Genomic DNA, 26,687 nt, shown 5'->3' with positions numbered 1-26,687 from the left:
GGTTTTTGCCGATCTCCGGCCCCGGCGTCTTCGGCAAGATCGCGCAGGCCTATTTCCAGCGTTATGGCAATCAGTCGGATGCGCTGGCCATGATTGCCGCCAAGAACCACAAGAACGGCGTCGACAATCCCTATGCGCAGATGCGCAAGGATTTCGGCTATGAGTTCTGCCGCCAGGAGAGCGAGAAGAACCCCTTCGTTGCCGGTCCTCTGAAGCGCACCGACTGCTCGCTGGTCTCCGACGGCGCCGCCGCCCTTATCCTTGCCGACACCGCCACGGCGCTGAAGATGCGCCGTGCCGTTGCCTTCCGCGCCAACGAACATGTGCAGGATTTCCTGCCGATGTCGAAGCGCGACATTCTGACCTTCGAAGGCTGCGAGCAGGCCTGGAACCGGGCGCTGAAATCGGCCGGCGTGACGCTCGACGATCTGTCCTTCGTCGAGACGCATGACTGCTTCACCATTGCCGAACTGATCGAGTACGAGGCGATGGGCCTTGCCAAGCCGGGAGAGGGGGCGAAGCTGGCGTTGGACGGCACAACGGCCAAGGATGGTCGCCTGCCGGTCAATCCATCCGGCGGGCTGAAGGCCAAAGGCCATCCGATCGGCGCCACTGGCGTGTCCATGCATGTCTTGACCGCCATGCAGCTTGTCGGTGAGGCCGGCGGCATCCAGGTGCCGGGCGCAAAACTGGGCGGCATCTTCAATATGGGCGGTGCGACGGTCGCCAACTACGTTTCCATTCTCGACCGGATCAGATAAACCGCCCGCATTTGCGGGAGGTGACATGACAAATCCGGTTCTGATCGAAGTCTTGCGCGGCGCGATCGTCGAGAGCGCGCATCGCGGCTCAGTTGCGGTCTTCGATGGCGACGGCAAGCCCGTGTGGGAGATCGGCGATACGGCCAAGCCGGTGTTTCCGCGCTCGGCGGTCAAGGCGATCCAGGCCTTGCCGTTGGTCGAAAGCGGGGCGGCGGATGCCTATGGTTTCGGCAACCGCGAACTGGCGCTCGCCTGCGCCTCCCACTCGGGCGAGCCGGCACATGTCGACCTTGCGCGATCCATGCTGGCCAAGGCTGGGCTGGACGGATCGGCGCTCGAATGCGGCACGCATTGGCCGTCCAATCATGACGCCGAGATTGCGCTCGCCCGCGCCGGCGGCTCGCCGAACGCCTTGCACAACAATTGTTCCGGCAAACATTCCGGCTTCCTCTGCACCTGCGTCCACGCCGGCATTGCGCATCGCGGCTATGTCAAGCCGGGACACGGCCTGCAGGACATGGTGCGCGACGCCATGCAGTCGGTGACGGGCGCTGTCCATGGTGAGGACCAGCGTGCCATCGACGGCTGTTCGATCCCGACCTATGCGGTGCCGCTCAGGAGCTTCGCGCTCGGCTTTGCCCGCATGGCCACGACATCAGGTTTTGGCCCAGAGCGAGCCAAGGCTGCAAAGCGGCTGCTTTCCGCCTGCATGGCCGAGCCCTTCTTCGTTTCCGGCAGCGGCCGCGAAGACGTCGCGTTGATGGAGGCCGCACCAGGGCGGATTTTCACGAAGGGCGGCGCCGAAGGCGTCCATTGTGCCGCAATTCCGGAACTTGGCCTCGGCATCGCACTCAAATGCGATGATGGCGCCGGCCGCGCCGGCGAAGCCATGGTTGCCGCGGTCCTTGCCAAACTGTTGCGTGCCGACGAGGCCTTGGCGGCGAAGCTGCTCGAATTGGCAAACACGCCCATCGAAAATCGCAACGGTGCCAAAGTCGGAGCGCTGAGGCCGACGGCAACTCTCAAGTGACGTGATTGCGCTCGACGGTCAGATGCGCGTAGCCGCTACCGTTTGACGAGGCGAGATCGCCTGTCGCGGGCTCCGCCCAGCGCTGGCCGACAACCGCACCGTTCAGCGCGCCGTCGATGACATTGTCTGAAATGACGGCCGTACCGGCGCCCTCGACCACGGATACGACGATCCCGGTTCCTGCCTTGCGGATGATGTTGCCGGTGGCGACGACATTGCGCAGGTACGGGCCCCAGCCGATCTGCATGCCATAGAGTGGCGCGTTCTCGATGACATTGTTGGAAACGGTGGTGTCGGCCTCAACGCCGATGCCGACGCCAAATCCCGGCGAGTCGGCGGGGTAGGGGCCGCTGGTCGACAGATTGCGCACGATGTTGCCGGAACAGACGCCCATGCGGCCGCCTTCGTTGAAATTGACGATCGAGATGCCGTTGGCGGCGCCGTCGACGATGTTGTTGCTGATGATGGCGCCTTCGAACGAGAACTCGGAATAGATCGCCGTTTCGCCAGAGCGCGAGCAGGTGTTGCCCGATATCTGCAGGTTGCTGGCGCTGTTGGCGCGGATGGCCGAGAAGGCGCAGTCCGAGACGATGTTGCCCGAGATGACGACATTGCCGGCGCGAAAGGCATTGATGCCGTTGCCGTTCTGCCCGGTTCCGCCGCTGCGTGCCTGGATCCCTTGGACGCGGTTGCCGGTGACCATGGTGCCGTCTTCGGCCACCTGCCAGCGGTGTACGAGGATGCCGCCATTGGCGCAGTCGGAAACGGTGTTGCCCGTGATGGCCAGCCCGCCGGCTTCGACCGAATAGATGCCGGCATCGGCGGCGCCCAATATCTCACAGCGCTCGATCCGGCCGATCGCGTGTTCCAGCGCCAGCCCGTTCTTGCCGCTGCCGGTGATCTGGCAATTGTCGATGGCGAGGTGCGCGACACGGCGCAGATCGAGCAGCCCTTGCGTGTAGTCGCCCATCGCGCGGTTCGAACCATCGAAGACCAGCCCGCTCAGTTCGATATGGTCGGCCTGTTCGGCCATGAACAGGTGGCCGTCACCGCCGTAAACGATGCGCGTCGCGCCCGGCACGCCGGAAAGACGTACGCGGCCGGGCAGCGAAAGATTGGAGACGACATAGGTGCCGGGCGGCAGGAACACCGGCATGTCGCGGCTGTTTGCGTCACGCAGCAGTTTGGCGAAGGCCTTGCTCTGATCGTCTGATGTGCCGGGCTGCACGCCGAGTTCGGTGGCATTGATCGAGCCGCGCATCGAGGCTTTCTCGATGCCGCTCAAGCTTGCGGCTACCGCCTTGCCGAGCGCAAGGCCCATGACGGCAAAGCCGGCGGTTCCAGTCAGCAGCGTTCGTCTGTTCAACATCGGCACAAAATCCCAGCGTTCAACCTTGGCGTCGCAGGAATCGTGCCAGACGGTTTGCCTCTCCTCGGGACGGAAACGACAATGGCTTGTCGAGCAGCCTCTGCGGGCCTAAGTTCAGGAAATGAGCAGAGCTTTCACCCGCGAGGAAGACAGCGAAAATGCCATCGCCGGTGTCGGTGAGCGGCCGGTCAGCCAGCATCGCAATCTGGTGACGGAACGCGGCCTGGCGCAGATCGAGGAAAATCTGGCCGATCTGCGCGACATACTGGCGAAGGCCGAACGCAAAGCCGACCGCGAGCGCATAGCGGTCGTGTCGCGCGATCTGCGTTACTGGACCGCCCGGCGCGAAAGCGCCGAACTCTCGGTGCCGGAGCCGGGCAGTGACGTTGTGCGCTTCGGCATGGGCGTCACGATCGAGAGCGATGACGGCAAGAAGGTGCATTGGAAGATCGTCGGCGAGGACGAGGCTGATCCCACCAAGGGCAGCATTTCGCATGTTTCGCCAATGGCTGTCGCCCTGTTCGGCAAGAAGATCGGCGACTTGGCCAGCGTCAACGGCAAGGAATGGGAAATCGTCAAGCTCTCCGAGAGCTAGGACGTCTCAAATCCGCCGCACTGATTGGCGGGTCATTTGGCGAGTTTCTGAAGCCCGACCTGATATTTGTCCATGACCTCGCGCGCGGCCTTCATCTGCCGTTCGAACCTGTCGGCCACCGGTCTTAAAATGATGCCGTGATCAGTTTCGATGATCTGGAGCTGATCGCCCGATTGCAGATTCAAGCTGTCCAGCATTTCCCGTGGCAAGATCAGGGCATCTGATCCGTCGTCGAGCTTGTGGATGGTCGTCTTCACGGTTACCGCACCTTGATTGCAGTGTCAGTCTAGCACAACCTTTTCAGAGATACAGCAGTCCTAGTCCGTGGCCAGGAGGCGGTCCAGCAGGCGATCCGCTGCCTCTGGGATGACTGTGCCCGGCGGGAAGATCTCGGCAGCGCCGGCTTGCCGCACCGCGTCATAGTCCTGCGGTGGGATGACGCCGCCGGCGACGATCAGCATGTCGCCGCGGCCGAGCTTTTTAAGCGCGTCGCGCAGTTCGGGGATCAGCGTCAGATGTCCCGCCGCCAGCGACGAGGCGCCGACGATGTGGACGTCCTGTGCGACCGCCAGCCTGGCGATCTCATCCGGTGTCTGGAACATAGCGCCGACGGTGACGTCGAAGCCGAGATCGGCGAAGGCCGTAGCGATGACCTTCTGGCCACGGTCGTGGCCGTCCTGGCCCATCTTGGCGACGAGAATGCGCGGCTTGCCGCCGGCCTTCTTCTCGAAGGCGTCAAGCTTGTCCTGCAGCCCGTCGACCACGGGATGATCGCCAAGCGCCTTGCGATAGATGCCGGAAATGGTCTGCACCGTAGCGACGTGGCGCCCAAAGGCTCTTTCCAACGCGAATGAAATCTCGCCGACCGTTGCATTGGCGCGCGCGGCTCGGATGGCGAATTCCAGCAGGTTTTCAGTGCCTTGCGCGGCACGGGTCAGCGCATCGAGTGCGCTTTCGACGGCGGCGACGTCGCGCGTGCCCTTCAGCCGTTGCAGCTTCGACAATTGCCGGGCCCTGACCTCGGCATTGTCGATCTTCAGCACGTCGACCTCGATGTCGGTCTCGGGCCGATGGGCGTTGACGCCGACCAGCATCTGCTCGCCGGAATCGATCCGCGCCTGCGTGCGCGCGGCAGCTTCCTCGATGCGCAGCTTGGGAATGCCCTGTTCGGTCGCCGCCGCCATGCCGCCGAGCGCCTCGACCTCCTCGATATGGGCAAGCGCGCGCGCCGCCAGATCATGCGTCAGCCGTTCAAGATAGGCCGAACCGCCCCACGGGTCGATGATGCGCGTGGTGCCGGATTCCTTTTGCAGGATGAGCTGGGTGTTGCGGGCGATCCGCGCCGAATGGTCGGTCGGCAGCGCCATCGCCTCGTCGAAGGAATTGGTGTGCAGCGATTGGGTGTGGCCCTGCGTTGCAGCCATTGCCTCGATCATGGTGCGGACAATGTTGTTGTAGGGATCCTGCGCCGTCAGCGACCAGCCAGAAGTCTGGCAATGGGTGCGCAGCGACAACGAGCGCTCGTCCTTGGGCGAAAAATTCTTCTGCATCAGGGTCGCCCACAACAGGCGCGCGGCCCGCAGCTTGGCGACTTCCATGAAGAAATTCATGCCGATGGCCCAGAAGAAGGACAGGCGCGGCGCAAAGCGGTCAATGTCGAGGCCCGCCGCGACGCCGGCGCGGGCATACTCGATGCCATCGGCGATCGTATAGGCGAGTTCAAGGTCGGCCGTCGCGCCGGCCTCCTGCATGTGATAGCCGGAGATCGAGATCGAATTGAACTTCGGCATGTTCTTCGATGTGTACGAGAAGATGTCCGACACGATCCGCATCGAGGGTTTCGGCGGATAGATGTAGGTGTTGCGGACCATGAACTCCTTCAGAATGTCGTTCTGAATGGTGCCGGCGAGATCTTTCTGCGCAACGCCCTGTTCTTCCGCCGCGACAATGTAGAGCGCCATGATCGGCAGCACCGCGCCGTTCATCGTCATCGATACCGTCATCTCGCCGAGCGGAATGCCGTCGAAGAGCTGCCGCATGTCGAGAATGGAATCGATGGCGACGCCAGCCATGCCGACATCGCCGGCAACGCGCGGATGATCGCTGTCATAGCCGCGATGCGTGGCGAGATCGAAGGCGACCGACAGGCCCTTCTGGCCAGCGGCAAGGTTGCGCCGGTAAAAGGCGTTGGATTCTTCGGCCGTCGAGAAGCCGGCATATTGCCGGATGGTCCAGGGCTGCTGGACATACATGGTCGGGTAGGGGCCGCGCACGAAGGGCGGCAGGCCGGGATAGGTGTCGAGATGCGGCAACCCCTTGAGGTCGCTTTGATTGTACAGATGCTTGGCGACGAGCCCTTCCGGCGTGGTCCGCTGGCCTTTGACCTCGACGGGAGCGCGGCGTGGCGGGACCCAGCCGATCTGGCCGAAGTCCGGGATCAAGAGCCGGCTCCGATCGATTGGTCGATGCGGACTGGAAACAGCGCCTCGCAGACGGCAACGCCTTCGGTGAAGGCCGGCCGCCGTTCCGCCGCCAGCGTCTCGACCGGACGTTCGTCTTTCGATGGATAGAGCGTGGTGCCGATGATGGCCCGTTGGCCTGTGCGGTAGGCTGCATTGCGCTGCTCCGCAGCTGCGTGGACGCGCTTCTGGATGCGTCCGTCCTGAAGGCTGGACAGGACACCGCCCTCGGCTTCGATCGTCTGCAATTCCGCCCAGGCCAACTCGCACAACTCCGCGGTCAAAGCCTCGACGGCGCCGGAACCATAGGCGGGATCGGTGACATGATCGATATGGCTTTCATTGGCCATGATCAGCTGCGTGTTGCGGGCAACACGACGGGCAAAACCCGCCGGCAGACCATGCGCGATCGTGTGCGGCAGGATGGAGATCGAATCGGCGCCGCCGCACGCCGCGGCAAAGCATGCAATGGTGGTGCGCAGGATGTTGGTCTCCGGATCCATCGCCGTCATCATGCGAAACGACGTCTCGGCATGGATATTGGCGGTGGATGTCGGGATCGAACAAGCCTCCTGCACCCGCGCCCATAGTCTGCGCAATGCTCGCATCTTGGCCGTCGACAGCAACTGGTCCTGGTCGACGCTGAGCGCAAAACCGATATGCGGTGCGGCATAGACAAGCGGCTGCCGCGCCGTCTCGAACATTCTGAGATAGGAGACAGCCGAAGCCAGCATGATGCCAAGTTCCTGCGCTTCCGTCGCGCCGGCATTGTGGAACACGCGCCCGTCAGCTTCCAGCAGCACGCCCGGAACGCCCATCGCGAAGAAGTGCGCCAGCGACTGTGGCATAGAGGCCTGCAGCGCCTCGATCGACATGCGCAGCCGACCGGTTCCCGCGAAGATCGCCGCTGGATCGATGCCGAAGGAGAGGTTGAGCTTTGCCGGGTCCGATCGCCGCTTGCTCAGGAACGCGACCAGCCAGTCGGCCACGGCGCGGCTCCAGGGATGGGCGTCGATGCGAACCTGGATGCGGTTGAGCGGTATGCCGTCCAGCACCGCCTCCAGCGCCTCCGCCGTTCTCGGCAAGCCGTAGCCGAACGCGTTGGGCGCCCCTTCGAAGACCAGCGACAATCCCGTGGCACCCTGTGCAACATCCTCCAGCGCTTGGCTTCTGGCACGGTCGATGTCCGGATCGTCGATGCGCTGGCTGACGATCCATGGCGATTTCGGGTTTGTACGCACGATCGGTTCCGCCGCGGTGCTGCGGTCGTAGAGCGGTTCGATACGGATGTTGTCATCGCTGTGCGAGACCAGCTTTTCCTCGAAGGAAGCGCCTGCCAATGCCTTTTCCGCCAAGGCGAGCCATCGCTGACGCTCGGCGTTCTCGGGTTCCACGTCCTGGATCAAGGCTCCGGCGCCCATCCGTCCTCCTCGTTTCATGCGGCCGCACCAGCCGGGAGCGGTTCAGTCTACGGTCCCCGGTCCGATATCGCAATGCAATGCGCTTTCAGAGACCGGATTCGATCCATCAGATATAGGTCAGTCCGCGTGGACGACGATTGCCAAACAGCGGCAAAATCCGCAAGCTCCAAAAACCCGATCTGAACGAATGGGGCCGATTTGGGCGAATGGCCCGGATTTGGACGAATGGCCCCGATTTGGACGAATGGCATTGTCGCTGTGCAATGGCCTCACTATACCTGCGGCAAGGCCACTGGCTTTAGACACATCAGTTTGCGGAGACCGGACATATGGCTGACGAGACCAGTATTTTCATCGGCGCCAGCCGAAAGCCCGACGACAGCTATCAGCGTGCCGAGCAGTTGTTGCTGCGATATGGGAATCGTCACGGCCTGGTGACCGGCGCCACCGGCACCGGCAAGACCGTCACCTTGCAGATCCTGGCCGAAGGATTTTCCAACGCCGGCGTGCCGGTGTTCTGCGCGGACATCAAGGGTGATCTGTCGGGCATCGCGATGATGGGCACGGCACAGGATTTCCTCGTCAAGCGGGCCGAACAGGTCAAGCTCGATCCGTATGACTTCCAGGAATTTCCCGTTATCTTCTGGGACTTGTTCGGCGAGCAGGGTCATCCGATCCGCGCCACGGTCTCGGAAATGGGGCCGTTGTTGCTGTCGCGCCTGATGAACCTGACCGAGGCGCAGGAAGGCATCATGAACATCGCCTTCCGCCTGGCGGACGAGGAAGGCTTGCTGCTGCTCGACATGAAGGATCTGCAGGCGCTGCTCGCCAACATCGCCGAGCGCGCCGACGAGATCGGCTCGCGCTATGGCAACGTGACGAAGCCATCGGTCGGGGCTATCCAGCGCACGCTGCTGGTCCTCGAACAGCAGGGGGCCGCAAACTTCTTCGGCGAACCGGCACTGCGTATCGCCGATATCATGCGCACCACCCGCGACGGACGCGGCGCCATCAGCGTGCTTGCCGCCGACAAGCTGATGATGAATCCGCGGCTCTACGCGACCTTCCTGCTATGGCTGATGTCGGAGCTGTTCGAGGTGCTGCCGGAAGTCGGCGACCCCGACAAGCCGAAGCTGGTGTTCTTCTTCGACGAGGCCCATCTTCTGTTCGACGAAGCACCCAAGGTGCTCATCGATCGCGTCGAACAGGTCGTCCGACTGATCCGCTCGAAAGGCGTCGGCGTCTATTTCGTCACCCAGAACCCTTTGGATATCCCTGAAAAAGTCCTGGCCCAGCTCGGCAATCGCGTCCAGCACGCGCTGCGCGCCTATACACCGCGCGAGCAGCAGGCAGTCCGGACGGCGGCCGAAACGTTCCGGCCAAATCCCGATTTCGACTGCATGACCGCCATTACACAGCTTGCCACTGGCGAGGCGCTGGTCTCGACGTTGGAAGCCAAGGGTGTTCCGTCCATGGTGCAGCGGACACTGATCCGCCCGCCATCCTCGCGGCTTGGGCCCATAACGGCCGCTGAGCGGCAAAAGCTGATCCAAGAAAGCCCGGTCGCCGGCCAGTACGATCAGGCCGTCGATCGCGAATCGGCTTTCGAAATGCTGCAGAAAAAGGCCAAGGACGCGCAGGATGCCGAAGAGCAGGCCCAGCAGGCCGGCAGCGGCGGCTCGCGCTGGACCATTCCGGGCTTCGGCAATGACGATCCCGCGCCGCAATCCGGTGGCAGGCGCACATCTGCACCGCGCCCGTCCAACCGCCAGACGGTCGCAGAGGCGGCGATCAAGTCGGTGGTGCGCTCGGTCGGCTCCTCGGTCGGTCGGGCAATCGTGCGCGGCATTCTGGGGAGCTTGTCGCGCGGACGGTGACTGGAGGCAGCGGGCGCCGCTGCCTAGTCAGCTCAGAAAATCGAATTCGTGATCGCCTTGACCGGTCCAAGCAGCACCGAACCGTCCGGCACGCCGGCATCGATCGGGATCGCCTGTCGGTTGGCCGTCGCCACCATGGGTTGGCTGGCGTCGCTGGTCACGATGACCGGCGTCTTCGAGGGCACGCGATCATAGAGGTCGATAATGTCCTGGTTCATCAGACGCACGCAGCCTGACGACACCGACTTGCCGATCGAGCGCCACTCCGGCGAGCCGTGCAGACGGTAGAGCGTGTCGACATTGCCCTGGAACAGATAGAGCGCGCGTGCACCGAGCGGGTTCTTCAGGCCGCCGGGCATGCCGCCATTGTCGGCGCTGTAGGGTTTCAGTTCCGGCTGGCGGGCTATCATTTCGTCCGGCGGCGTCCATTTTGGCCATTTCTGCTTCCACTGAACGACGGCGTCGCCGGACCATTCGAAGCCGGCGCGGCCAAGGCCGACACCGTAGCGTATCGCCTGACCGCCTGGACGAACCAGATAAAGGAAGTGGCCGGTCGTATCGACGACTATGGTTCCCGGCTTCTGTCCCGTCGGGTCGGGAACGATCTGACGCAGGAATTGCGGATCGATCTTGTCGACTGGGATGGCCGGCAAATCGAAGCCGCCGTCGCTGACTGCTGCATACATCGTCACATAATCGGCCAGAGGCGGCTCGACATAGGTTGGTGGCGGCGGCTCGACCGGACCCGGCCCGGTGGTGGCGCATGCGGAAACCGCGATCGAAGCGGCGCCCAGGGCTGCGGCATTGAGAAAGCCGCGACGGCTCAGGCGAAAAGATTCGATTTCGGTTATGGACATGGTTGCCTTCTTTAAGTCTCAAATCGCAACAAAGCGTGAATTCGCCGACAGTTACGCGGGTGCCTGACAACACCTGGGGCGATAGGCGGTTCCGATTCTGGCCCGAACGTGGGCAAAGAAAGGCGAAGCTGTGACCAGGCTGCTACTGTGGCGCCAGAGACACAGGTCTCTTAGCTGCCGGGCACAAGGGCTTCGAGCGACGGCAGGATCAGGGCCGGTGGGAAGTCCCGGTATTCTTCGGGCTGGTTGGAGCGGTTGATCCACACCGTGCGAAAGCCGAATTTGGTGGCGCCTGCAATGTCCCAGCGATTGGACGACTGGAAGGAAACCGCGCCGGGGTAGAGGCGCCAGCCGGTGGCGACCATGTCGTAGACCGCCGGATCGGTCTTGAAGCGCCGCACCGTATCGACGGAATAGATATCGTCCAGAACCTGGTCGAGCGCGGCGGATTTGACCGCCGCCTGCAGCATTTCGGGCGAGCCGTTGGACAGGATCGCCAGCCTCGCTCCCGAAGCCTTGAGCGCCTTGAGCACGGCCGGCACTTCCGGATAGCAATCGAGCCGCCAATAGGCATCCAGCAATATCGCCTTGAGACCGGGGTCGGCCGAGGGAACCTTGCGCAAGGCGAAATCGAGCGCCTGTTCGGTCAGTTGCCAGAAATCGGCATAGGCGCCCATCAGCGTGCGCACCCAGGAATATTCGAGCTGTTTGGCGCGCCAGATCTCGGACAACAATTGGCCGTCCGGCCCGATCCGGTCGGCATGACGGCGCACGGCGGCATGCACGTCGAACAGCGTGCCATAGGCGTCGAAGACATAGGCGGCGTATTGCATGACAGCAGTTTTGAGGGCAGGCGCGACAAGGTGCAAGCTTTGATTGCATTGCGCCCCGGCACTGGCCTCAACAAAACTCCATGATGCCGGTTGACGGCGCCCGCCAAAGCATCTTCCAATGGCTGTCACACGAGACCGATTGAGACGGGACGAGATGATGACACTGGCGGCTGCGGCGCAATCCACGACATGGACTTTCGTCGATGGTGATTGGCACGAAGGCAACGTCGCCATTCTGGGGCCGCGCAGTCACGCCATGTGGCTCGGCACCAGCGTTTTTGACGGCGGCCGCTGGTTCGAAGGCGTGGCGCCGGATCTCGACTTCCACGCAGCCAGGGTGAATTCCTCGGCGATTGCGCTCGGCCTGAAGCCGAACATGAGCGCCGACAAGATCGTCGGGCTGACATGGGATGGGTTGAAGAAGTTCGACGGCAAGACGGCGGTCTATATCAGGCCGATGTACTGGGCCGAGCATGGCGGCTATATGGGCGTGCCGGCCGATCCCGCCTCGACGCGCTTTTGCCTTTGCCTCTATGAATCACCGATGATTCCGGCGACTGGCTTTTCGGTGACCGTGTCGCCGTTCCGGCGTCCGACCATTGAAACCATGCCGACCAACGCCAAGGCCGGCTGCCTTTACCCCAACAACGGTAGGGCCATTCTTGAAGCCAAGATGCGCGGCTTCGACAACGCAATGGTGCTCGATATGCTGGGCAACGTCGCCGAGACCGGAACCTCGAACATCTTCCTGGTCAAGGATGGCCACGTCTTTACGCCTGCGCCGAACGGCACCTTCCTATCCGGCATCACCCGCTCGCGCACGATAGCGCTGCTCGGCGAATATGGCTTCAGGACCACGGAAAAGACGCTGTCGGTGCGCGATTTCCTCGAAGCAGACGAAATTTTTTCGACCGGGAACCATTCCAAGGTGGTGCCGATCACGCGCATCGAGGATCGCAATCTGCAACCCGGGCCGGTGGCCAAAAAAGCGCGCGAACTCTATTGGGATTGGGCGCATTCGACTTCTGCTGTTTGAGCGGATAAAAAGGCGATCGACGCTTCATCCGGAGTTGTCCCAACCCATTCCAGACCTATCTTACTCCGGTATCGACACCGGATTTTTCCACGAGGGAGTACTATCCATGGCCTTTGAATTGCCCGCTCTGCCTTACGACTATGAGGCCTTGCAGCCTTACATGTCGAAAGAGACGCTGGAATATCACCACGACAAGCACCACAAGGCGTATGTCGATAACGGCAACAAACTCGCCGCCGAGGCCGGCTTGGGCGATCTGTCGGTCGAAGAGGTGGTCAAGCAGTCGTTCGGCAAGAATGCCGGCCTCTTCAACAATGCCGCCCAGCATTACAACCACATCCATTTCTGGAAGTGGATGAAGAAAGGCGGCGGCGGCAACAAGCTGCCGGGCGCGTTGCAGAAGGCAGTCGATAGCGATCTCGGCGGTTACGACAAGTTCAAGGCTGATTTCATTGCCGCTGGCACGACACAGTTCGGCTCCGGCTGGGCCTGGGTCTCGGTCAAGGATGGCAAGCTGGCGATCTCCAAGACACCGAACGGCGAAAACCCGCTCGTCCATGGCGCGTCGCCGATCCTCGGCGTCGATGTCTGGGAGCACTCCTACTACATCGACTACCGCAACGCCCGGCCGAAATATCTCGAGGCGTTCGTCGACAGCCTGATCAACTGGGACCATGTCCTGGAATTGTACGAAAAGGCGAAGTGATCGATTTCCAGAAGCCCCGGTATCACCCGGGGCTTTTCTTTTCTGCGTCCCGCAAGAGCAAAGGTCCGGCAAAAATCATCAGGGGGAAGGGAATTTTCCCTCTGTAGCATCCGTTGACGTCCTGTCCCGAAATGCCTTCATCATGGAGCCAATTGAATGAGAAAGCTTGTTATCGCCATCTCTATGCTCGCACTCGCGGCTTCGGCGGCCTTTGCCGACCCGATCCTCGACCGGCAGGCACTAATGAAGGAGCGTGGAAAGATCGTCGGCGGCCTGTCGAAAGTGGTCAAGGGCGAGGAGCCCTTTGATGCGGCGGCCGTGCTGACGCAACTTCAGGCGTTGCAGGCGAATGCGGAAAAATTCGATGCCGATGCACTGTTCCCGGCCGGCAGCGACACCGGCGACACCACTGCGTCGCCGAAGATCTGGGAAGACATGGCCGGCTTCAAGGCCACCAACGCCAAATATGTCGCCGACGTCAAGGCAGCGGCCGCTGCCGCTCCTGCCGACGTCGATGCGTTGAAGGCGCAATTCGGCGCCATCGGCTCCGATTGCGGCACCTGCCACCAGACCTACCGGGTGAAAAAAGGCTGATAGCGGGCGATGCCCTGGCTAAAGAAACTCGTCGGTGCCATCGTCATCCTCGGCGGCGTCGGCGCGGTTGCCGGGTGGGTCGGGTCGGCGCCGGTGAGGCTCGACAGGGAGACCCTGGCCAAGCTCGGTCCTGGCGACGCAGCCAGGGGCAAGCGCATTTTTTATGCCGGCGGTTGTACATCCTGCCATGCAAAGCCGGGCTCACAGGGCGATGCGCGGCTTCAACTCGTGGGCGGTCTCGAGCTCAAGACGCCCTTCGGAACCTTCGTGCCGCCCAACATTTCGCAAGACGCCAAGGACGGCATCGGCGCATGGTCGGTCGAGGACCTCGCCAATGCCATGCTGAAGGGCGTGTCGCCTTCGGGCCGACACTTCTATCCGGCGTTTCCCTATGCGTCCTACGCGCGCATGAATCCGGCCGACATTGGCGATCTCTATGCCTTCCTCAAGACGCTGCCGGCCGTCGCTGGCAAGGCGCCTGCAAATTCGCTCGGTTTTCCCTTCAACATTCGTCGCGGCATCGGCCTGTGGAAATTGCTCTATCTTAGCGACCAGCCGGTCGTTCCATTTCCCGCTGGCACGCCCGATCCGGTCATGGCCGGCCGCTATCTGGTCGAGGGGCCGGGCCATTGCGGCGAATGCCACACGCCGCGCGACCTCGCAGGTGGTACGAAAAAGAACGTGTGGCTGGCCGGTGCGGTGGCTGCCGAAGGCAGCGGCGTCGTGCCGAACATCACATCGGGCGAGGGCGGTATAGGCGATTGGTCGGAAGCCGACATCGTCAACTACCTCGAAACCGGCTTCACGCCCGATTTTGATTCCGTCGGCGGCGCCATGGTCGACGTGCAGCGAAACATGGCCGAGCTGGCGCCGCAGGACCGTGCTGCCATCGCCGCCTATCTCAAGGCGATACCCGCGCATCCAAACGGCTATCCGGCCCGCAAGAGGGCGAACTAGTCTAGATCGAGTCTGCGGATGACAGGTGGCGGTCACCGAGAAAATCGAAGCCCGTTTCGAAGAAATGGTTGTAGTTGCAGGTCAACTCTTCGCCAGGCGCGATGTCGCGCAGCGCAAAACTCTCCTCGGGTGAGGAGACGTCGCAATTAGGCTCGTCGGCATGGTTCATGTAGCGCGCGTCGTCGGCTTCGAAGACGATGTAGTTCGGATCGCGGCGGTCAGGATAGGAGTAGCGGTCGAGATAGCTCTTCACCGGGCCGGCCGCCCGCTCATAAGTCTCGACCTCGATGAGCCGATCGAACCTTGGGTCTAACTTCCAGATCAGAGTACCGCGAGGAATGTGGTTCTTGGCAAAGACGCCGATTCCCTGGATGGGTGATTTGTCGAGATAGACGTCGACGAGCAGCATAATGAACCTTTACGCGATTGGAGGCTGTCAGGCCGGAAAAGCCGCGCACTGGGTAGCGCGCGGTCGTCGCAATTGCGAGTGAAAATGAGCGACGGGAGCTTCAAAAAGTCCTGACACCCAGCCCTCTGGAAAGGGTGCGTCGATTATCGTCCAGAGTCAGCGTTGCTGCAGCGCCAGACGGACGCCCAGAGCGCAGTAGATGCCGCCGACAACTTTGCCCTGCAATCGTAACACCGACGGATTTCGGCGCAGGAACGTGCCGAGCCGGCCAGCGCTCACGGCAAAGACGACCGTGCTGAAAAGGCCCAGTATGACGAAGATGACCCCCAACGCGGTCATCTGAAGCATCACCGATCCGTTTTCAGGCCGCACGAACTGAGGCAGAAAAGCGAGGAAGAACAGAGCGGTCTTGGGGTTGAGCACTTCGGTCAGGACAGCCTGTCGAAACGCCTTGCCGGCGGAGATCGCGAGCGCACCGGCCGCCGGGTTGGCCGGTGTTTTCTCGATGATCGCGCGAATGCCGAGATAAACCAGGTAGGCCGCGCCGATGTACTTGATGACGCTGAACAGCGTCGCCGACGCGGCGATGATCGCCGAGATGCCGATCATGGCCATGACGGTATGAAAGACGTCGCCGGCAGCGATCCCGGCGCCCGTCGCGATGCCGACCTTGGTTCCGGAACTCGTTGCCCGGGCGATCGTCAGCAGGGTGGCGGGGCCTGGAATGAAGACGAAGCCGAGCACGACCGCGATGTAGGCGATCAGAGTGGTCAGGTCGATCATTTGTTGGTTGCTCCCGTAAGCTGCGCCTTGCCCATCACTTTCAGCGCGAAGGAATAGGTGTAGGCGATCTCTTCCAGCCGCGAAAACCGGCCGGAAGCGCCGGCATGGCCGGAATCCATGTTGATCTTGAACAGAACCGGATTGTCGCCGCTCTTGCGGTCGCGCAGCCGGGCCACCCATTTGGCCGGTTCCCAATAGGTGACGCGCGGATCGGTGAGACCGGCCAGCGCCAGGATCGGCGGATAGTCGTGATCAGAGACATTGTCATAGGGCGAATAGGCAGCGATCGTCCGATAGTCGTCGGCGGACGCGATTGGGTTGCCCCATTCGGGCCATTCCGGCGGCGTCAGTGGCAGGGTCGCATCGAGCATGGTGGTGAGCACATCGACGAAGGGAACCTCGGCGACGACGCCGCCAAAACAATCCGGCGCCATGTTGGCGACGGCACCCATCAGCATGCCGCCGGCCGAACCGCCTTGCGCGACGATACGGTCATGCGCCGTGTAACGCTCCGTGACCAGATGGCGCGCGACGGCGATGAAATCGGTGAACGTGTTCATCTTGTTCTCCCGCTTGCCGTCATCGTACCAGCCATAGCCCTTGTCCTTGCCGCCGCGAACGTGAGCAATGGCGAAGACAAAGCCGCGGTCGACCAGCGAGAACCAGTTGGTGTTGAAGGCGGCCGGCACGGTGATGCCATAGGAGCCGTAGCCGTAAAGCAGGCAAGGTGCGGATCCGTCCAGCGGCGTGTCGCGATGATGCAAAAGCGAGATCGGCACCAGTTCGCCATCGCTGGCCGGCGCCATCAGCCGCCGCGTGACATAATGGTCCGCATCATGGCCGGACGGCACTTCCTGGGTCTTCAGCAGCACCCGCTCGCGGGTGCGCATGTTATAGTCGAATACCTGCGCGGGCGTCGTCATCGACGAGTAGGAAAAGCGCATGATCTCGGTGTCGTACTCATAGGAACCCGACAGGCCGAGCGAGAAGGCCTCCTCGTCGAGGGACAGAAGATGCTCCTCGCCGCTGATACGGTCGCGCACCACAATGCGCGGCAGGCCTTCCTTGCGTTCGAGCCGGACCATGTGGTCCCTGAAGCCGATCACCGACAGGATCAGCCGGCCGGGCTCGTGCGGCACCAGTTCCTGCCAGTTGGCGCGCACGGGATCGCTCGCCGGCGCCGTCATGATCTTGAAGTCCTTGGCGCCGTCGGCATTGGTCAGGATGAAGAAGATATCGCCGCCTTCTTCCAGCTCGTATTGAAGGCCAACCTCGCGCGGCGACACCAGTTTCGGTTCGGCAAACGGATCGTCGGCGCGCATCAGGCGGTATTCCGAAGTCTCGTGATCGTTGATGCCGATCATGATCCATTCGTTGTTGCGGGTGCCGTCGACATTCATGAAGAAGCCGGGATCGGTTTCCTCATAGATCAGCCGGTCGCTGTCCGGGCTGTCGCCCAGCGCATGGAACAGTACCTTGGACGGGCGATGGTTGGGATCGAGACGCGTGTAGAAGAAGCCGTCATTGCCTGCGTTCCAGACGCCTGAACCGCCGGTGTCGGGGATCTGGTCGGCAAGCTCCTTGCCATCGGCAAGGTCGCGCACGCGAAGCGTGTAGAATTCGGAGCCCTTGTCGTCGAATGCCCATAGCAGCTTGGCGTGGTCGGCCGAATGGTCGACACCGCCAAGACGGAAATAGGCCTTGCCCGCGGCCTCCGCGTCGCCATCGAGCAGGATATGCTCGGCGCCGCCGTCGCGCGACATGCGGAAATAGCGCGGCTGCTCGCCACCAAGTTTAAAGGACGAGCCGTAGGCATAGGGCCCATCCTTCATCGGCACGGAAGAATCGTCTTCCTTGATACGGCCCTTCATCTCCTTGAAAAGCTGCTTTTGCAGTTCGACCGTGTCGGCCATCAGCTTCGACTGGTAAGCATTCTCCGCCTCGAGTTCTGCGCGGATCCCCGCATCGAGCAATGACGGGTCGCGGAACATCTCCTGCCAGTTGTCGGCCCGTAGCCAGGCATAGTCGTCGGTTCGCGTGATGCCGTGATGCGTGTCGGAAACCGGCCGCTTCTCGGGCGTTGGCGGGCTGACGATCGGAAATATGGATGTCTTGGTCATTGCATCTCGCTTTGCCAGTATCTTCAATGGGCCAGTATCTTCAATGGGCCAGTATCTTGAAGGGCCATCTCGAATGGAGAAATATCTTGAATGGCAAATGAACACGCCGATCAGGGCAGGTTCAAGAGCCGGAGCGTATGGGTTGTGTCGGCTCCAGGAGATGAGCCGGGAGGAGAGATGATGACTATTTGGTCTCGGACTGCTGCGGCTTTCGCCGTTGCTTCGCTAACTCTGGGCTTTGCCGGCCAGTCTCATGCGACCGTATTCGCGGCTTGGCAAGTGGCCAATGTCCCGTTCGGCGACACGCTCAATGTACGCAAATACCCTTCGGGCACATCCCAAAAGCAGGCGGGATATCCGAACGGTACCGTTCTGCAGATGACCGGGCGATGCACCGGCGGAATAAACCTGCTCGACATCGCCAACCAGCCGGCATGGAAGCAGGCACAAAAGATTCGCTATCGCTGGTGCGAAGTCTGGCATGATCCGGTCCAGAACGGCAATTTCGTCACCGGCTGGGCCTATGGCAAATACATCATCCCGCATTGATTGACGCGGCAGCAATCAGCCGATCGGTCGGATGACTGGCATGTCGCCTGATTGCTCGTATATGACCACGGCAACCTGTGGTTTTGTGGACAAATGCGAACAACCAATATTTCTCGAGCGATAGCCAAGCAAGATCAAACATTAAAACCCGTTTCGTGAGTTGCCACGAATGTAACGGCGATCTGACGTTGCGTCAGCCGCCGCCGACGGGAACGCGAAATATCGATAAATTACACAATGCACGAAAGATTGAAGCTGATCGCGGAACATTTGATCAATATCGTTCAATATAGCGCGAGGGGCGAATTGACTTACTTGGTCTGCACGCTCATTGATGTGCCCGCGACACGAATCGTAGAAACTCTACCTGCACAAAATTCGTGCGATGCCCTGCTTGTAAAAAAGGGCGCAGATCGATGTAACTCTTGTTGGGGACCGAAGACCATGGATATTGTCGAAACACCTTCCAGAAACAGCGATGCGCTGATCGAATTGACCGCCGATGTGGTGGCCGCCTATGTCAGCAACAATCCCGTGCCGGTCGGCGAACTGCCGAACCTGATATCCGATGTCCATGCCGCACTCGGGCGTGTGGGCGGAACCGCCGAACAGCCGCCTGCCGACAAGCAGAAGCCGGCGGTCAACCCGAAGCGGTCGGTTCATGACGACTACATCGTCTGCCTTGAAGACGGCAAGAAGTTCAAGTCGCTGAAGCGCCACCTGATGACCCACTATGACCTGACGCCGGACCAGTATCGCGAAAAGTGGAACCTCGACCCGACCTATCCGATGGTTGCACCCAACTATGCAGCTGCCCGGTCCCAGCTCGCCAAGAAGATGGGTCTCGGCCGCAAGCGCAAAGCGCGGTAATTGCTGCCAGCCAGATCGGATCGACATCAACGGCGCCTTCAGGCGCCGTTTGATTTTTGCGAGCCGCGACGCGCGGATCGGGTCGGGAAGCGTCAGGCGGTCTGCTTGAGCGCTGCCTCGGCGTCGCGCTTGATGCGCGTGACCATCGAGCGAAGGCCGTTGGCGCGCTGCGGCGACAGATGTTCGTCGAGGCCGAGTTCTTTCAATGTCGCTTCCGCATCGGTCTTCTGGATTTCGCTGGCGGTCCTGCCGGAAAACAGCGCCAGCATGATCGCGACCAGCCCACGCACGATATGAGCGTCCGAATCGCCGGTGAAGGTGATGACAGGATCGGCTCCAGCTCCGCGTTCGGTGGTCAGCCAGACCTGGCTGACGCATCCCGGCACCTTGTTGGCGGGGCTGCGCTGCTCGTCCGGAAACGGCGGCAGCGCCTCGCCGAGTTCGATGACATAACGATAGCGGTCTTCCCATTCCTCGAGGAACGAGAAGTCGTCGCGGATCGTCTGGATCGTGGTGGTCATGTCTGGGATATAGTCACGCGGCGGCTCCGCGTCACGGAAAAAACAAGGACACCGCGGGCGTCGAGAGGGCAGACAGCCCGCGGTGCGCCGTCGAAACGGCTTAATTCTGAGGCGGCAGGTTGACGGTCTCGGGCAAGACGATTCCTTCGGGCAGGCTGCCGGTCATCGTCGACGTGTCGGGGCCGGCGGCGGACTTGTCGTCCATCATCGCTGCCGCGATCTTGGCGGTCTCCTTGGCGCGGGCGGTAATGGTGTGCATCGCCGACTTGCCGGTCTCGCAGACATCGGGTTTGCGTTCGCAAATGCCGGCGATATCGCCAACCGCTTCGCGTGCCGCAAACAAGGCCTGGATCGGTCCGACGCTTTCATGCCCCGCTTCATCGGGGCCGACACTCAATGGCAGCGCCAGCAGCACCAGCGAAAACCAGAAAGCCATTCTTATGAGGAAGACCATGCCCTTGCCCTCTCGTCGTGACCGGATCATGCATCCATATGGCATGACCTCTTTTGTAGGCAGGATTTTGGCACACAGGCGCAAAGGACGGCTTGCGGGCAAAGAGAGAATTTTCCTCAAATTTTAGGCAAATTCGAAACGAACCGTTCTGCAATCGATTTGTCTCAAATCCGAGTAATTTTCCTTAACAACAAATAACCATATATCCCCATGATTTCCCTGCGTTTTTCTTGAAATAGGGAAGTCCAGGTGCCGAGTGCGCCCGGCCGATGGGTGCCGTCGGCGGATAACTCTCCGTTTACTATGGCTGCATTTGTCCGTGCTTTCGGCCGCCGGCATCCCGATATTTGCCGCAGGCCGGGCCCTGGTCGGCCCTGCCTTATCCATTCCTTAAACGCTGGATGCGAGTTTCAAAGCCAACCAGAACCATCTGCAAAGCAGAGCTGTCCACGACAAGTGCGAGTGCGTTGAGTTGAGTTCAATCAAGGCCAGATACGTTGAATTGCCTGGCGCGATTTCGGCCGGTTGCGAACGTATGGTCCATCCGTCCATCCTTGGGCGGAGCGACCGCGAGCGCCAGCGCCGCTTTATCGGCGTCATGCTCGCCGCTCCTTTCTTTGTCGCCGGTGCCGCGGTCACGCTGGTTACTTCAGGCATGGGCGTCGCCGTCACCATGGCCGCCATCTTCGCCGCCTTTGGCCTGTGCTGGTTCGTCGCCTTGCTGGTGGCGGCGACCGGCAAGATGGCGATAGCGAGTTGGGTCGCCCTGGTGCTGGCCGGCATTTCTCTCGGCAGTCTCATTGCCGCCGCGGGCGGGCTGAGTTCGCCTGTCGCCATGCTTGTCGTGGCGCTGCCTTTTGAAGCCTGGTGGATCGGCGCTTCGCGGCGCGCGGCACTGTGGGGAGCCGTGTCGGCCGCTGTCGCCATCTTGGCTCAGCCTTTGGCTGGAACCGTATTCCCGTTCGCAGGAGCGCAGATCGCGGCGTGGCACTGGTTGGTGCCGTTGGCCTGGACGCTCACACTGATCCCGCGCGCATCGGCATTTCAAAACACGGCCGATGCGGCTGATGTGCTCGACACTGCCGACCGGCTCGAAGACATCATCGATGCGGTGGTCTTGCGCGTCGCCCGTCATGGCGAGGTCCTGGACGCGTCGCCAAAAGCGCGCACGCTTTTGAAACTGCCGCCCGAACTGCTGTCCGGAAACGGCCTCTTCGATCGCGTCCATCTGTCGGATCGCGTTTCCTATCTCAGCGCAATGGCCGACATGCGCGACGGCGCACTGTCGCGCCGGCTCGAATTGCGCATCCGGCTGCCTCAGAATGGCAATGGCCTGACGGCCGACAATTACCGGCCGTTCTCGCTTGATCTCGTGCGTGGTGAGGAACAGGGTGATGTCTTTACGTTCGTCCTGAGGCAGAATGACGAGATCGCCCGGTTGCGCGAGGATCTGGCGGCAGCCAATGAGGCGGCCGCGTCCGCCGAGGTGGCGAAGGGACGCTTCCTGGCGGTGGTCAGCCACGAACTGCGCACGCCGTTAAATGCCATTATCGGCTTCTCGGATATGCTGCTGCATGAGATGTTCGGCGCCTTCAAGGATCCGCGCCAGAAAGAATATGTCGGCTTGGTACGGGATTCGGGCCAGCATCTGCTCGCCGTCGTAACCTCGATACTCGACGTGTCCAGGATTGAATCGGGCGTCTATGCGACCGAACCCGAGCCGTTCCGGTTCGCGGAAGCGGTCGACATGTGCCAGTCGATGATGCAACTGCAGGCGCAGGCCAAGAACATCGATCTGCAGGCGCAGATCGCGCCGGACGCCGGCGACATCAATGCCGATCAGCGCGCCGTGCAGCAGATGCTCATCAACCTGGTCTCCAACGCGATCAAGTTCACTCCCGACGGCGGCGACGTCGTCGTCGGCGCCAAGCGGATCGGTTCGCGCCTGCATTTCTGGGTCAGGGACACCGGCATCGGCATCGCCGAGGAGGATTTCGCCAATCTCGGCAAGCCCTTCATACAGATCCAGAACGACTATACGCGCCGTTTCGAGGGGACTGGTCTTGGCCTTTCACTGGTCAAGGGCCTGGTGGCGCTGCACGAGGGCACGATGTCCATCGAAAGCATGCCAGGCGAGGGCACCACGGTGACCATCAGCCTGCCGGTGAACGGACCGAAGGGACATCAGGCGGAGAAAGCCGGCGTGCTGACCATGCCTGTGGCGATGGCGAAAGGGGACAGAGATGGCTCGCTCCGCAAAACCGGCTAAGGCGGTCAAGCGCCGCAGCAATGCCTTTCAGGACGGCGCTGTCGCCGTCGGCGGCATGATCTCGCGCAATCCCGTCCTGGTGGGCGGCTCGACGGCATTCCTGGTGACGCTGTTCTACGTCTCGGCCAATGCCTTGTGGTACCAACCTTTCCCGCATGCCGGCGCATTTTTTGCGACCCGCAGCATTGCGGGCTTTCCGCACGCGACGCCCGACGAACCGGAGACGACATTCAACATCGTGCGGCCATCCGGCGCGCCGGCACCGATCAAGGGCGATCCGGTTGTCGAGCAGGTGCAAGGCATATTGAAGGATCTCGATTTCTATTCCGGGACGGTTGACGGCATTTCCGGACCCAACACCCGCAAGGCCATCCAGGACTATCAGCAGAAGGTCGGGCTCAACACGTCCGGCGAGATCGACGCGCTTCTGCTCGATCAACTGGGCGCGACGCCGAAGACAGCTTCCGTCGTGCCCAGGCCGCAGCCGCGCCCGGATATGCCGGCCGCCGTTCCGGTGTCTTTGCAGACAGGTTCGGGACAGACAAATTCCGGGCAGGCGGATGCCGCGACGCAAGCGCCCGATGCCCGCATCGTCAAGATCCAGGCCGGGCTCAAGGCGTTCGGCAATGACGACATGCAGCTGGATGGTGTCGTCGGCGCGCGCACGAAGGCGGCGATCAAGGAATTCCAGTCGCTGTTCGGGCTGCCGCAGACCGGCGAGCCCGATGAGATCGTCTACGTCAAGATGCGCGAGATCGGCCTGACCAACTGACGGCCGAAACGACGGCTCGCCGAGCGGCGGAAATATCGATAGAGAACCGGCAGTTTCGGGAGCTCTCTCATGCGCGTCACATCGGATCTGTGGGTTTCGGCCCTGTTGCGCCGGATTTTCGGCGCCGGTGGATTTGCCGCCGTGGTCAAGCGTGGCGCGACCGAGGCCGGCGCTGTGTTCGTGCTGGCGCGGGGCAGGCTGGGTGAGGTTGCCCTGTTCGGGCCGGCGCCGCAGACAAGCTATGATTCGGCCAAGCCCGACGACCGGTTTTTCACTCTGCTCGGAGCTGGTGACGATCCCGCGGTGCTCGAAGCCAGGCTGGAACGGGAGAAAAAATTCGATCCCGACATCTGGGTGGTCGAAATCGAGGCCGGTGCCGTGCCCGTCGAGGAGCTTATTTCCGTGAAGACGCCCTGAGGCCGGAAGAAGCCGCCGCATCGTCGCTGTTCGAAGCGGTGCGTGTATCGCTGTTGGCAGGTGCTGCGCCGCGAACCACCCTTGAAAGGATTTCCGCTCTCCACGACCGCATCTTGTCCTGGGCCGCCTCGCGATGCAGCAGCCGGTAGCGGTCGAGGAAAGTCCGGATAGCCTGCGGGTGCGGGAACTGGCTGGGATAGACGGCAACCGTGACCAGGAAGGCCCTGTCTTCGCTGAGGTCGAGCGAGCGCAAGGCGACAAGCAGCGAGGCATAATTCTGGTTGGCGGTGAGCGACCGCGCGATCTCGAAATCGATGTCGAGTGCATCGGCGAGCGCGGTCTGGAAGAACGCGGCGTTTCCCGTCAGCGCTGTCTCGCGCAATTTCATATAGGTGTCGGCGCCCTTGAAAGGCTCGGCGGTCGCTGTCTTCTCGTCGCCGGTGCGCATCATCGAGCGCAGCCTGCGCCGTGCATTCTCGGCCGCGATGCCGAGTGTCTGTTCCCGGGCTGGCTCGCCGGAGGCGGGATCCGCGCTCGCTGGCGCGATCTTGTCTGCCCCAGCGGCGTTCGCATCCGGGTCCGGCGCGCGCACCAGGGTTGGCCTCTCGAGGGCCCTGATCAGGTCAGCAATGGTCGGGTTCAAGCCCTTGCGGCGCGCGATGGCACGCGCATGCGGCAGGCCATGCCGCCCGATCAGGGCGATGAGATCGATGTCGCTGACGGCGCGTGAGCGGATGAGCAGCGGCGCGGCAATGTCAACCGGTTCCTCGCAAAGACGGCGCACCAGGGCGGCGGGTGCGTATTCGCATTCGGAAAGGGCGGCTGCCACGTAACGGCGGGATTCGACGGACACGTCATTGAACAGCGGCAGCGTCAGGTCTTCGAGCTGGCCGATCTCGCGGCGTGAGGGGCGGGTGAGCGAGCAGAACGCCGACACCGCGGCGCGGAATAGCCTTTCGGCCTTTCCCGAGTCTTTTCGTGCCGCGATTTGCCTGAAGTCCGAAGATGACACGAAGGATACGCCCGTACTCGACACAAGCTTGGCGCGCTCGACCGGGATTATGTCGGTTTCGCGAGCACCAAGAACAAAGATCAAGTTAGCGACGATCCGTTAGCGCTCCGTTAACCCTCTGCCGGCCTTAATGACATTTGGAGGCGTTGCGTTGTGCTCCGGGGAAACCGAGAGGAATGCGCGAACCATGGGCATGGTACTGTCTTTCGTGCCGCGTACGGCACCAAACACCAGAGCAAAGCAAACCGCCGAAATGCCGGCGGCGGTGATCATCTTTCCCGGCATCCGCTATGAGCGGTCGCATGCCGGCGAAGTGCGGCCGGTCGATCCCGACAAGACGGGGTCGCCAGGGACGAAGCCGGTCCCGCACCACTGAGTTTCGGCGGCCACGGACCTTGGTCCGGGATCATGTCTAGTGCATGTCGCCCGAAAGTGACCCCGGTTTTGGGAGAACGACATGCATAAAAAAGACCTGAAGCGGGTCGTCTGAACCCGTTCAGACGCGACACGCTCTAGAAGTCCTGCAACTCACAGGAACTCTGTTCGAAGAAGCGCGACACGATCGGCTTCCAGCTGCTGTCGGGGACGAAGGCACGGATGACGAAAATGCCTTCCTCGATCGGCGCTTCGACGAAGATCGCCCCCTGAAGATCCTCTGGAAGGTCCTTGCGCACGTCGATCATCTGCGCCGGCGTCAGCACCACGGCATCCAGAACGCCTTCGGTCGCTGTGTGGTCGTTGAAGGAATAGATGTTGTGGCCGCTGCGGTCATAGACCGACACCGACCAGAACGGGACATGTCCAGGTGCCTTGACGCGGACCAAACCTTCGCCCAGGTCGAACCGGCAGGCCGTCGCATAAAACAGCGGGTCGACGGATTTCACCACGGGCGCGCCACCGGCCTCGGCATCGAGCCGCGTCATCTTGTAGAGGTCCGACGCCATTGACAGCCGCGACCAGGCGTCGCGTTCGGAAAATTCAGGCACCAGAAGCAGCACGGCGATGTGCACAATGCCGGCGCCGAGCAGGCCGAGCAGGACGGCATGCAAAAGTCTGCGCATCGCCGCATAAAAACTACGCATCGCAGCCGACCTTGACGATACGCGGCAGCGAGACGTCCGACAGGCCCGTGCTGCTGGCGATTGGCGTGTCGTAGAAGGTCAGCACGAAATACATCCTGCCGAAGCCGTCTGTCAGCAGCCAATTGCCGGGCATCGGGTGATGGCCGGCGGAAATGATCACCGAATTGTCGGGCTGGCGCACCACCCCGTAGGATTGCAGCGCCGCCAGCCGGGATTTGCCAGTCTCGACCACGCTGAGCGACTGGTCGGCGGCGTAGAGCGTCCAGAACCGCGCCGTCGGAAATCCGCCCTCGATGGTGTAGGTGCATTCGCGCTTGAGCTCGGCGCCGCCCGTGTCTCGCTCGGCGACGAAGGACAGCCCCTCGGCACGGCCGAGTGCAAGCACGCCCTCGCGCGCCACGCGAGCCTTGGAATAAGGATCGGCGGACGGCGTGCCGATATCGGGAAAGGCTGTCCATTGACCGATCCGGATGGCGCCGACGCCATCCTGGACTTTCAGCGCATACCAGACGCTGCCGCCACCGCCGATGATGGCTATGGCAAGCGAAAGCAACGTCAGGAAGGCAGTTTTGAGCATGAAGGGCCGGGGACACCGAAGAGTTGCCGCTCGGGGATATCGCGGCGCAGGGCCTTGTGGCAAGCGGGCCGATGTAGAATTGCAGCCGCCTCTTCCTTCTCCCCCTGCGGGAGACGGTGGCCGAGCGAAGCTCGGTCGGATGAGGGGTGTTCCAGCTTCGCAAGGACGGTGATCCGGCCAGCACCCCTCAACCGTCTCGGCGCTGCGCGCCGATCCACCTTCTCCCCTGTGGGCTAGCGTGCGCACACATTTGCTTCGGGTTCATTTTTGTGAGGCGAGAACGAAGCCGTCGACGATGGCGTTGAAGCGTCTGAGGCCTTGGGTGAAGGTGATGGGTCCTGGCGGGCGTTCCTTTTC

Annotated in this window: 28 protein-coding genes; 14 read left to right on the top strand and 14 right to left on the bottom strand. The window is 62.0% G+C overall.

Going from position 1 to position 26,687, the window contains the following annotated elements:
* The coding region (locus tag EN955_RS22905) for a thiolase domain-containing protein (protein WP_127223459.1) at window positions 1-761 on the top strand (761 nt) is incomplete at its 5' end.
* Window positions 762-786: 25 nt separating this feature from the next.
* Window positions 787-1,791 carry an asparaginase gene (locus EN955_RS22900; protein WP_013532676.1) on the top strand — a complete coding sequence of 335 codons (1,005 nt, stop codon included), beginning with the start codon at window positions 787-789 and terminating at the stop codon, window positions 1,789-1,791.
* On the opposite strand, the gene EN955_RS22895 is transcribed toward EN955_RS22900, so the two are convergent.
* Window positions 1,784-3,160: a TIGR03808 family TAT-translocated repetitive protein gene (locus EN955_RS22895; RefSeq protein ID WP_024505551.1), complete on the bottom strand. Its 1,377-nt coding sequence runs from the start codon at window positions 3,158-3,160 to the stop codon at window positions 1,784-1,786. The genes EN955_RS22900 and EN955_RS22895 overlap by 8 nt on opposite strands.
* Before the next feature lie 121 nt (window positions 3,161-3,281).
* Here EN955_RS22895 and greA point away from each other — a divergent pair, with 121 nt between their 5' ends.
* On the top strand, window positions 3,282-3,755 hold the full coding sequence (gene greA / locus EN955_RS22890) for a transcription elongation factor GreA (protein ID WP_013532674.1): 474 nt from the start codon (window positions 3,282-3,284) through the stop codon (window positions 3,753-3,755).
* Between the two features lie 32 nt (window positions 3,756-3,787).
* Here the strand turns inward: greA and EN955_RS22885 are convergent, their stop codons facing one another.
* The 3 genes from EN955_RS22885 to EN955_RS22875 are packed head-to-tail and all read right to left on the bottom strand — an operon-like array spanning window position 3,788 to window position 7,635.
* A complete protein-coding gene (locus EN955_RS22885) occupies window positions 3,788-4,012 on the bottom strand; it encodes an AbrB/MazE/SpoVT family DNA-binding domain-containing protein (RefSeq protein ID WP_024505550.1) in 225 nt (74 codons plus the stop codon).
* Between the two features lie 60 nt (window positions 4,013-4,072).
* Window positions 4,073-6,196 carry a methylmalonyl-CoA mutase gene (scpA, locus tag EN955_RS22880; RefSeq protein ID WP_024505549.1) on the bottom strand — a complete coding sequence of 708 codons (2,124 nt, stop codon included), beginning with the start codon at window positions 6,194-6,196 and terminating at the stop codon, window positions 4,073-4,075.
* Window positions 6,193-7,635 carry a methylmalonyl-CoA mutase subunit beta gene (locus EN955_RS22875; protein ID WP_024505548.1) on the bottom strand — a complete coding sequence of 481 codons (1,443 nt, stop codon included), beginning with the start codon at window positions 7,633-7,635 and terminating at the stop codon, window positions 6,193-6,195. The genes scpA and EN955_RS22875 overlap by 4 nt, the downstream gene beginning before the upstream one ends.
* 329 nt (window positions 7,636-7,964) lie before the next feature.
* Between EN955_RS22875 and EN955_RS22870 the strand changes: the two genes are divergently transcribed.
* Window positions 7,965-9,512 carry a helicase HerA-like C-terminal domain-containing protein gene (locus EN955_RS22870; protein ID WP_013532671.1) on the top strand — a complete coding sequence of 516 codons (1,548 nt, stop codon included), beginning with the start codon at window positions 7,965-7,967 and terminating at the stop codon, window positions 9,510-9,512.
* Between the two features lie 32 nt (window positions 9,513-9,544).
* Here the strand turns inward: EN955_RS22870 and EN955_RS22865 are convergent, their stop codons facing one another.
* Window positions 9,545-10,369, bottom strand: a complete 825-nt coding sequence (locus EN955_RS22865; protein ID WP_013532670.1) for a L,D-transpeptidase — start codon at window positions 10,367-10,369, stop codon at window positions 9,545-9,547.
* A gap of 170 nt (window positions 10,370-10,539) precedes the next feature.
* A complete protein-coding gene (locus tag EN955_RS22860) occupies window positions 10,540-11,202 on the bottom strand; it encodes a haloacid dehalogenase type II (RefSeq protein ID WP_024505547.1) in 663 nt (220 codons plus the stop codon).
* Window positions 11,203-11,359: 157 nt separating this feature from the next.
* On the opposite strand from EN955_RS22860, the gene EN955_RS22855 reads away from it, so the two are divergent.
* From EN955_RS22855 to EN955_RS22840, 4 genes are all read left to right on the top strand, one after another.
* Window positions 11,360-12,238 (top strand): branched-chain amino acid aminotransferase, encoded by an 879-nt coding sequence (locus tag EN955_RS22855; protein ID WP_024505546.1) that lies wholly within the window; start codon window positions 11,360-11,362, stop codon window positions 12,236-12,238.
* A gap of 106 nt (window positions 12,239-12,344) precedes the next feature.
* Window positions 12,345-12,944, top strand: a complete 600-nt coding sequence (locus EN955_RS22850) for a superoxide dismutase (protein WP_013532667.1) — start codon at window positions 12,345-12,347, stop codon at window positions 12,942-12,944.
* 156 nt (window positions 12,945-13,100) lie between these two features.
* Window positions 13,101-13,538 (top strand): cytochrome c, encoded by a 438-nt coding sequence (locus tag EN955_RS22845; RefSeq protein ID WP_024505545.1) that lies wholly within the window; start codon window positions 13,101-13,103, stop codon window positions 13,536-13,538.
* 9 nt (window positions 13,539-13,547) lie between these two features.
* Window positions 13,548-14,495: a cytochrome c gene (locus tag EN955_RS22840; RefSeq protein WP_024505544.1), complete on the top strand. Its 948-nt coding sequence runs from the start codon at window positions 13,548-13,550 to the stop codon at window positions 14,493-14,495.
* Between the two features lies 1 nt (window position 14,496).
* On the opposite strand, the gene EN955_RS22835 is transcribed toward EN955_RS22840, so the two are convergent.
* The 3 genes from EN955_RS22835 to EN955_RS22825 all read right to left on the bottom strand — a co-directional run bounded on the left by EN955_RS22835 (window position 14,497) and on the right by EN955_RS22825 (window position 17,807).
* The gene (locus EN955_RS22835) at window positions 14,497-14,904 is read right to left on the bottom strand and encodes an SET domain-containing protein-lysine N-methyltransferase (RefSeq protein WP_013532664.1); all 408 of its coding nucleotides are present in this window, start codon (window positions 14,902-14,904) and stop codon (window positions 14,497-14,499) included.
* Between the two features lie 156 nt (window positions 14,905-15,060).
* Entirely contained in the window at window positions 15,061-15,687 is a 627-nt protein-coding gene (locus EN955_RS22830) for a LysE family translocator (protein WP_024505543.1), read from the bottom strand.
* Window positions 15,684-17,807, bottom strand: a complete 2,124-nt coding sequence (locus EN955_RS22825; protein ID WP_024505542.1) for a S9 family peptidase — start codon at window positions 17,805-17,807, stop codon at window positions 15,684-15,686. Before EN955_RS22825 ends, EN955_RS22830 begins: the two co-directional genes overlap by 4 nt.
* A gap of 177 nt (window positions 17,808-17,984) precedes the next feature.
* Between EN955_RS22825 and EN955_RS22820 the strand changes: the two genes are divergently transcribed.
* Window positions 17,985-18,356, top strand: a complete 372-nt coding sequence (locus tag EN955_RS22820; RefSeq protein ID WP_164745941.1) for an SH3 domain-containing protein — start codon at window positions 17,985-17,987, stop codon at window positions 18,354-18,356.
* 444 nt (window positions 18,357-18,800) lie between these two features.
* Window positions 18,801-19,226, top strand: coding sequence for a MucR family transcriptional regulator (locus tag EN955_RS22815; RefSeq protein WP_013532660.1), 426 nt, complete (start codon window positions 18,801-18,803; stop codon window positions 19,224-19,226).
* A 92-nt stretch (window positions 19,227-19,318) separates the two neighbouring features.
* Here EN955_RS22815 and EN955_RS22810 read toward each other — a convergent pair whose 3' ends face one another.
* Together EN955_RS22810 and EN955_RS22805 are read right to left on the bottom strand one after the other, a co-directional pair.
* Complete coding sequence (locus EN955_RS22810; RefSeq protein WP_024505541.1) at window positions 19,319-19,747, bottom strand: SufE family protein; 429 nt, start codon at window positions 19,745-19,747, stop codon at window positions 19,319-19,321.
* Window positions 19,748-19,847: 100 nt separating this feature from the next.
* On the bottom strand, window positions 19,848-20,201 hold the full coding sequence (locus tag EN955_RS22805) for a DUF5330 domain-containing protein (protein WP_024505540.1): 354 nt from the start codon (window positions 20,199-20,201) through the stop codon (window positions 19,848-19,850).
* Between the two features lie 535 nt (window positions 20,202-20,736).
* Here EN955_RS22805 and EN955_RS22800 point away from each other — a divergent pair.
* The 3 genes from EN955_RS22800 (at window position 20,737) to EN955_RS22790 (ending at window position 23,659) form a co-directional block, all read left to right on the top strand.
* The gene (locus tag EN955_RS22800) at window positions 20,737-22,470 is read left to right on the top strand and encodes an ATP-binding protein (protein WP_024505539.1); all 1,734 of its coding nucleotides are present in this window, start codon (window positions 20,737-20,739) and stop codon (window positions 22,468-22,470) included.
* Window positions 22,445-23,242 (top strand): peptidoglycan-binding protein, encoded by a 798-nt coding sequence (locus EN955_RS22795; protein ID WP_013532656.1) that lies wholly within the window; start codon window positions 22,445-22,447, stop codon window positions 23,240-23,242. Before EN955_RS22800 ends, EN955_RS22795 begins: the two co-directional genes overlap by 26 nt.
* Before the next feature lie 69 nt (window positions 23,243-23,311).
* Entirely contained in the window at window positions 23,312-23,659 is a 348-nt protein-coding gene (locus EN955_RS22790) for a DUF1491 family protein (protein WP_013532655.1), read from the top strand.
* Here the strand turns inward: EN955_RS22790 and EN955_RS22785 are convergent.
* Window positions 23,637-24,671, bottom strand: a complete 1,035-nt coding sequence (locus EN955_RS22785) for a hypothetical protein (protein WP_164769900.1) — start codon at window positions 24,669-24,671, stop codon at window positions 23,637-23,639. The genes EN955_RS22790 and EN955_RS22785 overlap by 23 nt on opposite strands.
* A gap of 187 nt (window positions 24,672-24,858) precedes the next feature.
* Here EN955_RS22785 and EN955_RS22780 point away from each other — a divergent pair, with 187 nt between their 5' ends.
* Complete coding sequence (locus tag EN955_RS22780) at window positions 24,859-25,047, top strand: hypothetical protein (RefSeq protein ID WP_013532653.1); 189 nt, start codon at window positions 24,859-24,861, stop codon at window positions 25,045-25,047.
* A gap of 136 nt (window positions 25,048-25,183) precedes the next feature.
* Here the strand turns inward: EN955_RS22780 and EN955_RS22775 are convergent, their stop codons facing one another.
* Window positions 25,184-25,753 (bottom strand): DUF1254 domain-containing protein, encoded by a 570-nt coding sequence (locus EN955_RS22775; RefSeq protein WP_032899749.1) that lies wholly within the window; start codon window positions 25,751-25,753, stop codon window positions 25,184-25,186.
* On the bottom strand, window positions 25,746-26,330 hold the full coding sequence (locus EN955_RS22770; RefSeq protein ID WP_013532651.1) for a DUF1214 domain-containing protein: 585 nt from the start codon (window positions 26,328-26,330) through the stop codon (window positions 25,746-25,748). Before EN955_RS22770 ends, EN955_RS22775 begins: the two co-directional genes overlap by 8 nt.
* Window positions 26,331-26,687 lie beyond the last annotated feature (357 nt).

The sequence above is a fragment of the Mesorhizobium sp. M7A.F.Ca.CA.001.04.2.1 genome, from assembly GCF_003998485.1.
Taxonomy (GTDB): domain Bacteria; phylum Pseudomonadota; class Alphaproteobacteria; order Rhizobiales; family Rhizobiaceae; genus Mesorhizobium; species Mesorhizobium ciceri.
The sequence above is the reverse complement of the archived record's forward strand: the minus strand, read 5'-3'. Positions and strand labels throughout refer to the sequence as shown.